The 13,363-nt window shown below is 42.6% G+C and carries 10 protein-coding genes and 1 riboswitch; of the genes, 6 read left to right on the top strand and 4 right to left on the bottom strand.

The window, feature by feature from the left end; translation table 11 throughout:
- Nucleotides 1–25 precede the first annotated feature (25 nt).
- From ACFSR5_RS13370 to ACFSR5_RS13355, 4 genes are all read left to right on the top strand, one after another.
- Entirely contained in the window at nucleotides 26–556 is a 531-nt protein-coding gene (locus ACFSR5_RS13370) for a 30S ribosomal protein S16 (RefSeq protein WP_380904588.1), read from the top strand.
- Nucleotides 557–703: 147 nt separating this feature from the next.
- Nucleotides 704–1,228 carry a ribosome maturation factor RimM gene (gene rimM / locus ACFSR5_RS13365; protein WP_380904586.1) on the top strand — a complete coding sequence of 175 codons (525 nt, stop codon included), beginning with the start codon at nucleotides 704–706 and terminating at the stop codon, nucleotides 1,226–1,228.
- Between the two features lie 103 nt (nucleotides 1,229–1,331).
- Nucleotides 1,332–1,437: riboswitch (SAM riboswitch) on the top strand.
- 49 nt (nucleotides 1,438–1,486) lie between these two features.
- Nucleotides 1,487–2,443: a methylenetetrahydrofolate reductase gene (locus tag ACFSR5_RS13360; protein ID WP_380904584.1), complete on the top strand. Its 957-nt coding sequence runs from the start codon at nucleotides 1,487–1,489 to the stop codon at nucleotides 2,441–2,443.
- 191 nt (nucleotides 2,444–2,634) lie between these two features.
- A complete protein-coding gene (locus tag ACFSR5_RS13355) occupies nucleotides 2,635–5,646 on the top strand; it encodes a glycosyltransferase family 117 protein (RefSeq protein WP_380904582.1) in 3,012 nt (1,003 codons plus the stop codon).
- 71 nt (nucleotides 5,647–5,717) lie between these two features.
- On the opposite strand, the gene ACFSR5_RS13350 is transcribed toward ACFSR5_RS13355, so the two are convergent.
- Nucleotides 5,718–7,388, bottom strand: a complete 1,671-nt coding sequence (locus ACFSR5_RS13350) for a glutamine--tRNA ligase/YqeY domain fusion protein (RefSeq protein ID WP_380904580.1) — start codon at nucleotides 7,386–7,388, stop codon at nucleotides 5,718–5,720.
- Between the two features lie 147 nt (nucleotides 7,389–7,535).
- On the opposite strand from ACFSR5_RS13350, the gene ACFSR5_RS13345 reads away from it, so the two are divergent.
- On the top strand, nucleotides 7,536–8,822 hold the full coding sequence (locus tag ACFSR5_RS13345; protein ID WP_380904578.1) for a hypothetical protein: 1,287 nt from the start codon (nucleotides 7,536–7,538) through the stop codon (nucleotides 8,820–8,822).
- 90 nt (nucleotides 8,823–8,912) lie between these two features.
- Here ACFSR5_RS13345 and ACFSR5_RS13340 read toward each other — a convergent pair whose 3' ends face one another.
- From ACFSR5_RS13340 to ACFSR5_RS13330, 3 genes are all read right to left on the bottom strand, one after another.
- A complete protein-coding gene (locus tag ACFSR5_RS13340) occupies nucleotides 8,913–9,560 on the bottom strand; it encodes a carbonic anhydrase (protein WP_380904576.1) in 648 nt (215 codons plus the stop codon).
- A gap of 67 nt (nucleotides 9,561–9,627) precedes the next feature.
- Nucleotides 9,628–11,163, bottom strand: coding sequence for a SulP family inorganic anion transporter (locus tag ACFSR5_RS13335; protein WP_380904574.1), 1,536 nt, complete (start codon nucleotides 11,161–11,163; stop codon nucleotides 9,628–9,630).
- Nucleotides 11,164–11,263: 100 nt separating this feature from the next.
- Nucleotides 11,264–11,605 carry a hypothetical protein gene (locus tag ACFSR5_RS13330; protein ID WP_380904572.1) on the bottom strand — a complete coding sequence of 114 codons (342 nt, stop codon included), beginning with the start codon at nucleotides 11,603–11,605 and terminating at the stop codon, nucleotides 11,264–11,266.
- 168 nt (nucleotides 11,606–11,773) lie between these two features.
- Here ACFSR5_RS13330 and ACFSR5_RS13325 point away from each other — a divergent pair, with 168 nt between their 5' ends.
- Entirely contained in the window at nucleotides 11,774–13,327 is a 1,554-nt protein-coding gene (locus ACFSR5_RS13325; RefSeq protein ID WP_380904570.1) for a helicase HerA-like domain-containing protein, read from the top strand.
- The last annotated feature ends 36 nt before the right edge of the window (nucleotides 13,328–13,363 follow it).

The raw sequence follows: 13,363 nt of genomic DNA, 5'->3' as shown, positions 1-13,363 counted from the left end.
TGTTGAATACATAAACAAAAAAAACATGGCAACTAAAATCAGATTGCAAAGACATGGTAAAAAAGGAAAGCCTTTCTACCACGTAGTAGTAGCAGATTCACGTGCTCCACGTGATGGTAAATTCATCGAGCGTATCGGTTCTTACAATCCAAACACAAATCCAGCGACAATCGTTTTGGATTTTGAAAAAGCATTAGATTGGGTGAATAAAGGTGCACAGCCTACAGATACAGCACGTGCTATCCTTTCTTACAAAGGTGTACTGTACAAAAAACACTTACAAGGTGGTGTGAAAAAAGGTGCATTTGATGAAGCTAAAGCAGAAGAACTTTTTGCACAATGGTCAGAAGGTAAAGATGCAAAAATTGAAGGTAAGAAATCAGGCTTAGCACAGTCGAAGGAAGAGGTTAAGAAAGCTGCTCTTGCTGCAGAAGCAAAGAAAAAAGCGGACAAAGCTGCTGCTATCGTTGCTAAAAACACGCCTGCTGTTGAGGAGGCTCCTGCTGCTGAAGAAGCAGAAACTGAAGCTCCAGCGTCAGAAGAAACTGAAGGATAAGTATTATTCATACAGATTCAAGAAAGCCGTACCGATTAGGTTCGGCTTTTTTAATTGGGCGAATTGATCGGGCGATGAGCGGACAACATGATCTTATCATTGCTCTGCCTTTTTTGAATTGTCATTTTTTACTTCTTACTTTGCAGGATGAATCTGAACGACGCTTTTTATATAGGCTATATCACGAAAACCCGAGGATTGAAGGGGGAATTGCAACTTTTTTTCGAGTTCACTGATTACGATGAACTCGATTTTGATGTGCTTTTTCTGGAAATAAACAAGAAGTTGGTGCCTTATTTCGTGGATTCTATTAAACTGCAGAAGAATAGTACGGCTTATCTCCAGCTAGCGGATGTTGATCATATCGATAAAGCACAGGGATTGGTGAAAAAAAAGGCCTATTTGCCCACGGACAAGATGCCAGAGCGTGATCCGGACGACTTCCGTTATTCTGATTTAATCGGTTTTAGGGTAATTGACGAACACGAAGGCGAAATTGGTGAGATCATTGACGTGCAAGAACTTCCTCAACAATTTATAGCTAGGGTGGACTTTCATGGAAAGGAACTGTTATTTCCGTTGAATGAAGAGCTGATATTGGATATAGATCCTGAGGAAGAAATCATCGAAGTGGAACTGCCGGATGGTCTCATTGATCTTTACAAAGAATAAGTCTCCAATTTTCCGCTGTTTATTAGCGATTTACCCCATGTTAAAGGTTGCAAAAAACGATTTTTAATTTTTACTTCTTGATTAGAATAACGATATTAGCCTCCGCTTATAGAGAAAGGCAGAGGGAATAGACCCGCTGAAGCCTTAGCAACCTGACCATGGTCAAGGTGCTACATTCTACTCGACAAGGTGGTTGAGAAAGATAAGCTGAAGAATCACAATTCCCCGTGCGTTTTCTCTGAGCCTAAATAGAAAAAAATGAAAATTGTAGATCATATTAAGAACGCCAAGGGAAAAACCTTGTTTTCATTCGAGTTGCTACCGCCTGCAAAGGGTCAGGGGATCCAAAGTATTTTTAAAACCATGGACGAATTGATGGAGTTCAAACCTCCATTTATCGACGTAACATACCATCGGGAAGACTATTTGTATAAACAACATGATAGTGGCTTGCTGGAACGTGTTGCCTATCGAAAACGTCCAGGAACCGTTGCCATATGCGCAGCCATAATGAGTAAATACAAAGTGGATGCCGTGCCTCACCTAATTTGCGGTGGTTTTACCAAAGAGGAAACAGAAAACGCATTGATCGATTTAAATTTTCTAGGCATTGACAATGTATTAGTCTTGCGTGGGGATGCAAGAAAAGGCGATCCTGATTTCGTTCCTACACCAGGCGGACATGCCTATGCGACTGATTTGCTGGAACAAGTCATTGACATGAACCATGGCAAATATTTGCATGAGGATATTGAGAGCTCAGAAAAGACAAATTTCTGTATAGGTGTTGCCGGATACCCAGAGAAACATTTTGAAGCACCTAATTTTAACACCGATTTCAAATGGTTAAAGAAAAAGGTAGACATGGGAGCGGAATTTATCGTGACCCAGATGTTTTTTAACGTAGAAAAATACAAGGAATTCGTGACCAAATGCAGGGATAACGACATTCATGTACCGATCATTCCGGGGTTGAAACCACTGACAACCAAGAAGCAGTTGATCACCCTGCCTAAAATCTTCCATCTGGACATTCCAGAGGAATTGAGTGATGCTGTTGACGCTTGCAAAACAAATGCAGACGTGAGGCAGGTGGGCGAGGAATGGTTGGTCAACCAATGCAAAGAGCTAATTAAGTTCGGCGCACCGGTACTGCACTTTTACACCATGAGTAATCCTGGTCCGACAAAGAAGATTGTGGAACGACTAGCTTAACATAAGCGATTCACCGTCCGAATTTAAAAAAATATAAAAGCGGGATACGCCGATAAATCGTAATCCGCTTTTTCATGCAAGTCCATGGCTATGTACATGGTTCAAAGGCCTCCCGTTAAATAATGTTAATGCGAACGGATCCCCGTATTTTGTTTGTAATTTAATATCCAAATTACCCAAGAATAAACGATATGAATTACGAAAAGATTAATAACCTCATCGGTTGGCTTCTCGCCCTTATTGCTACGTGTGTTTATATGGTGACGGCAGATCAGTTTAACAGCTGGTGGGATACGGGGGAGTTTATCGCATCTGCTTATAAACTTCAGATCGTTCACCAACCGGGTGCGCCTCTATTTCTGATGATCCAGAATGTGTTTTCAAATCTTGCCATGGGAGATACGTCGCGTATCGCGTACTGGATGAACGCTGGATCGGCAGTATGTAGCGGAATGACGATCTTGTTTTTGTTCTGGACGATTACTGCCTTGGCCCGTAAAGTGTTCGATAAATCGAATATTGCAACAGGCGGGTGGCACATTGCGCGGATTATGCTGGCGGGAACGATAGGTGCTGCAGCATACGCTTTTACAGATTCATTTTGGTATTCAGCTGTAGAATCTGAAGTATATGCCATGTCGTCGTTATGTACTGCCGCGGTATTTTGGCTCATTTTAAAATGGGATAGACGAGCGGATCAGCCTAACGCAGATCGATGGCTATTGTTAATTATGTATATTATGGGGCTGTCTATAGGTGTACATTTGTTGAACTTATTGACCATTCCTGCATTGGCCTTGATCGTTTATTTCCGCAGATACCAAAAAATATCGACAAAGGGAATCGTCGCTTCCTTAACGATTGGAATTGGTATCCTTGCCTTTATTCTTTGGGGTGTCATCCAATATCTGATTCGTATAGCGGCGAAATTCGAACTGCTATTCGTCAATCAGTTTGGTTTTGATTTCGGTACAGGGATATGGATTTTTGCATTTTTGTTGGTCATTTCGTTAGGTTGGGGGATATACTACAGTGTGAAAAGATCAAAACCTGTATTGAATACTGCACTCTTGGGTATTTGTTTTGTCTTGTTCGGGTATACCTCTTTTGCGATGATCGTCATCCGTGCACACGCAGATCCGTCGCTTAACAACAATGCGCCAGATAACGTGTACTCATTTTTAGGATACCTTAGTCGGGAACAATACATTAGTGAGCCGCTCATCAAAGGCCCTACTTTTGATGCCAAAGTGGTAGATGTGGTGTACGGAAGCACGTATAAGAAGGGCAAAGATCGTTACGAGAAGATGACGGGTAGCCCACGATATGCATACGATAAAGAAATGTTGTTTCCGCGCGTGTACAGTGATAAACATCCAGATTTTTATCGGATGTATTTAGGCCTAGCTCCAGGTGAATCTCCAACCTTTTCAGACAATTTACGATTTTTCTTTTCCCATCAATTGGGGGATATGTATGGACGTTACTTTCTGTGGAATTTTGTAGGCCGGCAAAATGATGAGCAAAAATATGTAGGAAGTACCAGTGGTAATTGGCTTTCTGGAATTCCCATACTAGATAATCAACGCCTCGGAGGCCGGCAAGAATCGTCCGGTAATTCTGTCCATCCCAGTCGGAATGTTTATTATTATTTTCCGTTATTGGTCGGTTTAGCAGGTTTGTTGTGGCATATTAGGCGAGATAAGAGGCATGCATCCATTGTTGGCATACTGTTCTTTTTTACCGGTGTTGCTATCGTACTTTACCTTAACCAGTCACCGCTCCAACCCAGGGAGCGTGATTATGCTTATGCGGGATCATTTTATGCTTTCTCCGTCTGGATTGGCTTCGGGGTTCTTGCGATAATTGACGTATTACAACGAAAATTGTCTGTTCGGGCTGCCACGTGCCTTGCTGGATTGGCATGTTTCCTTGGAGCTCCCGTACTTTTGATTTCGGAAAATTGGGACGATCATGACCGGTCAGATAGGGATTTTGCGCGAAGCGTGGCTTACAACTACCTACAATCTTGCGAACCGAACGCTATTTTGTTTACTTACGCGGACAACGATACGTTTCCATTGTGGTATCTACAAGAAGTGGAGGGGGTCCGCACGGATGTGCGCATAGTTAACGTCAGCTACCTGCAGTCGCATTGGTATGTAAAGCAATTAAAGAACAAGGTAAATCGCGCTGCACCTGTTGATACATCGATTGCTGATGAAAAATTGGTACAGGGCGTCCGTGACTACCTCCCTTTTGTGGATCAGGGAATAACCGAGGAAGTGGATTTAGATATGCTCCTGCAGTTTATGCTGTCGGATAACCCAAAGAACCAATTAGAGGCACAAAACGGAAGTGCGATCAATTATCTCCCGGCTAGACATATTAAAATGTCCGTTGATCGGGAGAATGTCCTTAAATATAACGTTGTTCCTAAAAACTGGGAAAGCCATATTGTCGACGAAATGACTTGGGAATATTCAGGAAATTACGTAACTCGTGCAGAACTGGCTTTGCTCGGTATCATTCGTGCGAATAATTGGAAGCGACCTATTTATTTTACAAATTATACCCCGCTAGATAAAATGGCGGGTCTTTCGAAATACCTGGTTGAAGAAGGGTTGGTGAAGAAACTTATGCCAGTGCGGATGGATGGGCCAAGAGTGGAGAAACCACAGGAATTGGTCCATGTTGATCGATTGTATGTGCATGCGACCAGAACGTTTGCCTGGGGGAATTATGCTACTCAACGTTTTGTAGATGTTGACTCACGGAATTACATGGAGAATTTCGTGCTGCCGGATGTGTACGCGCGTACGGTACAGCTGCTATCTGCACAGGGTGATTTACGGCGAGCAAAAGAGGTTGCAATAAAAGCGGCAAAACTGCTACCTACCCGGACTTACGATGCAAAAGAAGCGTATCACTACGGTAGCATTGTAGACACGTTGTACAAGAGCAAGGAAATTGAGGCTGCAGATCGAATTGTGGACCGACATATGCAGTTCTTGGCAGATAATTTTGATTATGTGGATGCATTGGCAAGAGATAAACCAGAGGCAGTCGATGTTCGGTCGGTGCAATTTGCCTTTGCTGCACTGGAACAATATAGGAGTATCCTATCCTCTTCCCAAAAGGACCTATATGCTTCCGTCGATCACTTATATCATCGCTATCGGAATCGCTTTTTTCAGAAATAAACATACGCATAAAACAGAAGAGCGCCTTAAAAGCGCTCTTCTGTTTTATAAATTTCAGTATCTGCATCCGATCAATTTTTCTTCACCTCTTTCGCCCAAGAGTCCTTTAAGGTCACAGTTCTATTGAAAACAAGCTTTTCCTCAGTCGATTTGGCATCCAAAGTAAAATACCCTAGACGTATAAATTGATATCCCTTGACAGCCGTAGCATGAGCTAAGTCAGGCTCTATATAAGCTTTCTCGATGACATGTAAACTATTTGGATTGATGGATTCCTTAAAATCTTCTGCCGCAGCCGGGTTTTCGTCGTTAAACAATCGATCATACAACCGAACTTCCGCTTCTTTAGCATGTGGTACGGAAACCCAATGAATCGTCCCCTTAACCTTCAACCCGGATGTATCCTCGCCAGACTTGGAATTTGACACATACGTACAATGTACCTCTGTGATCTTACCTTCGGCATCTTTAACAAAATCATGACATGTTATAATGTATGCATGTTTAAGACGTACGGAAAGTCCAGGGCCCAAGCGAAAGAATTTCTTGGGAGGTTCTTCCATAAAATCATCGCGTTCAATCCATAATTCTTTCGAAAATGGAATCCTTCGCGTGCCGTCACCTCCTTCAACTTCAGGATTGTTTTCGCCGATCAATTCTTCAATCTGACCATCAGGGTAGTTTGTGAGGACCAATTTAATTGGGTCGAGCACGGCCATACGGCGCCAAGCGCTTTGGTTGAGGTCTTCTCGTATACAAAATTCTAGTAAGCTCACATCGATCATGTTCTCGCGTTTCTGAACACCAATGCGGTCGCAGAAATTTCGGATCGACGCTGGTGTATAACCTCGGCGTCGCAAACCAGAAATGGTCGGCATGCGTGGGTCATCCCAGCTTTCTACAAAACCTTCATGTACAAGTTGTAAAAGCTTGCGTTTGCTCATCACGGTGTACGAAAGATTTAAGCGGGCGAATTCATATTGTTTGGAGGGAAAAATCTCTAATTTTTCGATACACCAATCATACAATGGTCGGTGGGGAATGAATTCCAACGTACAGATGGAATGCGTGATTTTTTCAATAGAATCAGATTGCCCGTGTGCAAAATCATACATAGGGTAGATGCACCACTTATTTCCTGTACGGTGATGATGCGCGTGTTTGATTCGATAAAGAAGCGGGTCGCGGAGGTGCATATTGGGACTCGCTAGATCTATTTTCGCCCGCAAAGTTTTCTCGCCATCTTTATATTTGCCCTCGCGCATTTCCTGAAACAAACGTAGGTTTTCATCCACCGATCTGTTGCGGTAAGGAGTCGGAACGCCAGGTTCGGTAGGTGTTCCTTTTGCAGCCGCAATTTCTTCTGCAGTACTGTCATCTACATATGCCAAACCTTTCTTGATGAGGTCTACAGCGTAGTTATACAACGTTTCAAAATAATCGGATGTATATAACTCTTGCGCCCATTGAAAGCCTAACCACTGTATGTCCTGTTTGATGCTTTCCACATACTCGGTGTCTTCGGTTACAGGGTTCGTGTCGTCGAAACGGAGGTTGGTTGCTCCGTTGTACTTCTGTCCTAATCCGAAGTTAAGGCAGATCGACTTCGCATGCCCAATGTGGAGATAACCATTCGGCTCTGGTGGGAAACGCGTCAGTACACGTCCGTCGTGTTTTCCCGTGCGGAGATCTTCTTCGATGATTTCCTCGATAAAATTCAGTGGTTTTTCTTCGTCTAACATACAACAAAGTTAACTATTTATGTGCGATATCGTATGCGGGAACCGTAAATTAAAGTTCGTATAACCTCATTCAAGTTTAACATTTCTTAAAGTGGCTTGCTCGATCGAAATGTGTATTTTAGGCGGATCAGACAGTCATAACCAACAATGAAACACATCTTCTATTCGGTTTTAATTCTTTTAGCGTTGATTGCGCAGCCTAGTTGGGCACAGAAATCGAAAAAACCTCAGGTACTTATTTATGGATCCGGAGTGTTGGCATTTGCAGCGGCCATACAGAGTGCCAAATCGAGTGTACCTACGATATGGGTTACCGATACGGCGATGTGGGTGCCTGAATTTTCTGAAAAGGCTAGACAATTGGAGGGGATATCCCATACCGATGGGGGGATTTGGTTGGGCATACTTATGGATATGGCGTTATCCAAAACCCGAAGTGATTCCTTGGCTGTAGTTGTAAAACGCGATATGAATCCGCGGCTCTTTCAAAACGCACTTGAAAAAACAGTGAGCAAACAGCCGGAGCTCACAGTGATTAAAGATCAACGTATTATAGGACTTAAAAAGCATAAGAGAGACTGGCAAATAACACTCTCTAACAAACAAAAGTATGAGGTGCGAACGATCCTTGACGCGTCGGTTCCGCAATCGTTGCTGGAATTGATCGCTGCGGAGACACATCAAGCCGAAAGCAGATCGCTCCCTTTGTTGCATGACCTTACCTTGGCTCAAGTGCGTACGGTTGTCGCCTCCGGGGAGATCGAGGGTAAATTATATGCCGTGTTGTTAGACAATCTGCTTGCTGGAGAGCAGGACGGATTTTTTAGCTTAACAGCTATCCATCAGATGCAAGGGATTGGAGTTGTGGAGACAGCTCCATTTCGGGGCGCAATAGGCCAGGCATTGGGCGCTACGGCAGCCTATTTAGCATTCTTTAAAACGTCGGCTGATAAGGTCGATGTCCGGAAGTTGCAGATGGAATTGCTGAGCTATGGAGCAAGATTGCTCCCTTATCAAGATATCGACATCAGTGATGCTCATTTTGAAGTTGTTCAGAAATTTGGTGTTACGGGCATGTTGCCGGCACCGAATAGGAGCGAAGCGGTTTATAAACTAGGTAAAGATTTACCTGTGTCTTATAGGGATGTTCAGCCCATATTTGATCAGCTTTATGCCAGAAGCCAGTTATGGTTTTTGGATCATAAAGGGGAGGATTTCAGGTGGAAAGATTTTATTTCCTTGATCAAGTTTGTCGGATTACGCGGTGATGAGGTAGAAAAACAGATTGTGAAGGATTGGAAAACTAAACTAAAATTTGAAGGAAGTTTTGATCCAGAAGGGGTGGTAAAGCGTTATGAGTTTGCGGTTATCTTGGATCGTTACGCAGCTGCATTCGTAAAAGCGGTGAATCAGCAAGGTCAATTCATACGGTAGCCGGTGGACCATAATTGACGAAGAAAAGGTTTCTAAAAGCAAATGGCTTCTATATATTAGAAGCCATTTGCTTTTTGGAGTAAATAAAGGTTATTGAAATGCAAATACTTTTCCTAAGGCATCATTGCTAGTAAAGGTATTATCCAAATTGATCAACTCCCCTGTTCCGATATTGATCACCATGCCGTGGACGGCTAAATCTTGACCGTTTTTCCAAGCATTTTGGACGATTGATGTGGTGCATAAATTGAATACTTGCTCCTTTACATTTAGTTCGACTAGCCTGTCGGTCTTTTTTTCATTATCATCGATAGCATCGATTTCGTCGGCATGCAAACGATATACGTCTTTAATATGGCATAACCAGTTGTCGATGATACCAAATTGTTTACGGCTTAAAGACGCCGCCACACCACCGCAGCCGTAGTGACCGGCGACAACGATATGTTTTACTTTGAGCACATTAACAGCATAGTCTAAAACGGAGAGCATACTCATGTCCGAATGCACACACATGTTCGCAATATTACGGTGTACAAATACTTCCCCTGGTTTCGTTCCTGTAATTTCATTTGCCGGAACACGGCTGTCTGCACAACCGATCCATAGAATTTCTGGGTTTTGTCCTTTCGCCAATTGTTCAAAACGACCGGTTTTGTCTTCTTTTACAAAGTCTACCCAACCTTTGTTGCCGTCTAAAATTTTCTGAAACCCTAATTCTAATTCTTTATTTCCCATGTTTTTCTTTTTATGATATGACTGGATAAAATCCAACCAAGTTAATTTATTATTTAGTTGTTTTCAATTATTTTTTATACGTAATCGCTTCAAGCTCTATATCAATTCCTTTGCTAACAGCGTTCATTTCAAAATCTTTCAGTACTTCAATAACATCCTTATCGATAAATTTACTCTGTTTGCCATCAATACGGATAGCCTCTACACTCTTTGGTAAGCTATAGAGCTTTTGTTGGATCGGCACTTTATTTAAAAATGAAACTTCTTCAGCTAATGTCATAATAACTGTCTTTTCGCCATTTTGTTCACGGATTTCCATTTTAAACGCATTCTGCATATTGGCGCGAATGATGTAAAATATAGCGACCAAGATACCAATCCCTACCCCCATCAACAAATCAGTAAAGACTACTGCAGCAATCGTTACGAAAAACGGGATAAACTGATCCAACCCTTTTCGAAACATTTCTCTGAAAAGTGCAGGCTTAGCTAATTTGTATCCGGTGTGTAAAAGAATAGCTGCTAGACTGGCCAAAGGAATGAGATTAATGACGGTTGGAATCGCTAATAATGCAACCAACAACCAAAGTCCGTGTAACATCGCTGACTGTCTAGTACGTCCGCCGGCCTGTACATTTGCCGATGACCGTACGATAACTGATGTAAGTGGCAATCCTCCAAGAAAGCCGCTGGTCATATTCCCAATACCTTGAGCCATCAATTCTCTATTTGTCGGCGTGTTTCTTTTGAATGGGTCCAGTTTGTCTATCGCCTCAATACTCAAAAGCGTTTCTAAACTCGCAATGATCGCGATGGTGATGGCTGTAATCCATACATCTTTGTTTACGATCTGCGAGAAGTCAGGGAAAATGAATAAGCCGGTAAACTCTTGGAATGAACTGACGATCGGAATAACCACGAAATGATCCGCCGAAAGCCCCATGCCGGAACCTCGGAAGGCCATCGCTAACACAATGCCTAGAATAACAACCATCAACGGTGCAGGAATTTTATTTGCGCCTTTAATTTTGGGCCAATAAATCAGTATGGCTAACGAGATCAAGCAAATAATCGTTGCTCCCCAATTAACGCTTGCCAAAATCGTATCGCTAAACGAGGCGATTCCACCTCCATTATCTATCTCAAAGGCATGAGCTTCGGTCATGCCGAATGCTAATGGGATTTGTTTCAATATGATGGTGATCCCGATGGCCGCCAGCATTCCTAAGATGACTGCGGAGGGGAAATAGTTGCCAATCATCCCGGCTTTGATAATCCCTAAAATAAACTGAACAATACCAGCAATAACAACGGCTAACAGGAAGGTTTCATAAGCTCCTAGTTTTTCAATGGCGCCTAAAACGATCACGGTTAATCCTGCAGCCGGACCACTTACACTCAGAGGTGATTTACTAATAGAGGCAACAACGAGCCCTCCAACGACGCCTGTGACAATTCCTGCGAACAATGGCGCTCCTGAGGCCATCGCAATACCCAAGCATAGTGGTAGTGCTACGAGAAACACAACAACACTCGCTGGGAAGTCATATTTTAAGTCCCTTTTCGAAAGTTTTAGAAAAGCGGACGTACGAGTTCCTAACATAAAATTTTAAACTAATTCTGTTTGATTTAATTCCAATAAGTGCATAAAATTCCCCATAAAAGCTATTTACAGCTTTATTTACGATGAAGGAATTGGAAAATTAACAGTTAGGAGGCGGTGTGGGAACAGACGGATGAAAAGCTTCAATGAGCCGTTCGTTTTTGAGATAATGCCGAGCTTTACCTAGGTTTTCTACGATTGGACAAAAAGAAAGATAGTCTGAACTCAAGCTGCTGAAAAATTTCGAACCGGTTTCGTGCAGATCTTCCGAAGGATTATTTCCTTTCGCCGTGTTTTCAATTTCCAGTTGCAAGACAATCTGTAAAATTGTTCCTTTATCCAAGACATCCACAAACATAGGAGTAGCCGAGATCAACATCTTGATCACGAAAATCGCGAAACATATTTTGGCGGCTACGAGTTGTGTAATCTTGTTTAACACGTTTATTTAATTTTGTAGACTGTAAAAATACAATTTTTCCTTTTGATAATATAACGTTTGGCACTAAGAAATGTTATTTTTTTATTAAATATCCATATCTTTCTATTTTTAATTGAAATTGTTACAATTCTATGTCATTATTGTTTTAAAATAACTAACTTGTTGAATATGGATTCGCGCAAACAAGAATTTATTGATAAGATCAGTGCATCTTATAGCCCTAAAGGCGCTTTTATACAGCTAGGATCAGGGATATTGGATGGCGAAATCGTCACCGACGCCAAGGTAAATTTAGCTTTAAAGATGATGAACCGTCATGGTTTGATCGCCGGGGCTACAGGTACGGGAAAGACGCGTACTTTGCAGTTAATTGCAGAACAACTTTCCGATGCTGGGGTTCCTGTTTTTATGTTGGATGTAAAAGGGGATCTATCGGGACTGGCGGAGCCAGGGAAAACAAATGAGGCGTTGATCGAGCGAGGCAATTTAGTGGGAAGTCCTTTTGAGCCGGCCGCTTTTCCGATCGAGTTGTTCTCTTTGAGCGGTAAACTTGGAGCACCCATGCGGATTACGGTGGAAGATTTTGGTCCCGTTCTGTTGTCTCGGATCTTAGATTTGAACGATACACAGACAGGTGTCTTGGCAGCCATTTTTAAATATGCAGAGGATCAACAGTTTCCTGTTGTAGATCTAGGAGATTTAAAAAAGTTATTATCTTATCTCACCGATGGGCCGGGGGCTGCTGAGATAAAAGAGGACTATGGAAAAATCAGCTCGGCTACCGCCGGAACAATCTTGCGAAAAATAGTGGCAGTTGAACAACAAGGTATTTCTCATATTTTTGGCGAGAAGGAATTTGAGATTCAAGACCTCTTTAATAAGGTTGACGGCCGTGGCGTTATCTCACTTCTTACGATTTCGGATATTCAAGATCAACCATTATTGTATTCTACCTTCTTGTTGAGTTTGCTGGCGCAACTTTTCAAGAAACTGCCCGAAGCGGGAGATTTGGATAAGCCAAAGTTAGTCTTTTTCTTTGATGAAGCCCATCTGTTGTTCAATGGAGCAACAAAAGCTTTTTTATCGCAGGTTGAACAAATCGTGCGATTGATCCGGTCCAAAGGCGTGGGGGTATTTTTTTGTACGCAAGCGGCAACCGATATTCCAGAATCGGTATTAGGGCAGTTGGGTAACCGTATTCAACATGCTTTACGTGCATTTACTCCGAACGACGCTGAAAATCTTCGTAAAACGGTGAAGACGTATCCACATTCGGTGTTTTATGAAATCGATAAAGCATTAACCTCTTTAGGGACAGGTCAAGCGTTGATTACCGTCTTGAATGAAAAGGGGATCCCGACGGAAGTAGTAGCGACACATTTGGTGCCTGCACGGGCAATTATGGGCCCATGTGCTGCTGAAACATTCGCAAAAATCGTAGAAGAATCTGAATTTTTCGAAAAGTACCAAGAGCGTGTAGAACGTCGCAGCGCGGCAGAAATTATTGAGGAGCGAACAGCTGCGTTTGATGCTGAACAGGCGCAAGAGCAAGCCCGAAAGGAAGCCGAAAAGGCGGCAAAAGGCAATTCACGTCGGAGTACGAGACAGACACCTTTGGAAGCGGCACAAACACAAGCATCCCGAACGTTGGCGCGCGAAGGAGCAAAATTACTTGGTAAGATTGCTACAGGAATCCTCAATGCGATCTTCAAAAAGAAATAGAATAATATTTTTATCTTTGCCCAGCTTACATGTGTA

It is taken from the genome of Sphingobacterium suaedae (assembly GCF_042684625.1).
Taxonomy (GTDB): Bacteria; Bacteroidota; Bacteroidia; order Sphingobacteriales; family Sphingobacteriaceae; genus Sphingobacterium; species Sphingobacterium suaedae.
Note: the sequence above shows the minus strand (reverse complement) of the source record. Positions and strands in the feature narration are given on the sequence as shown.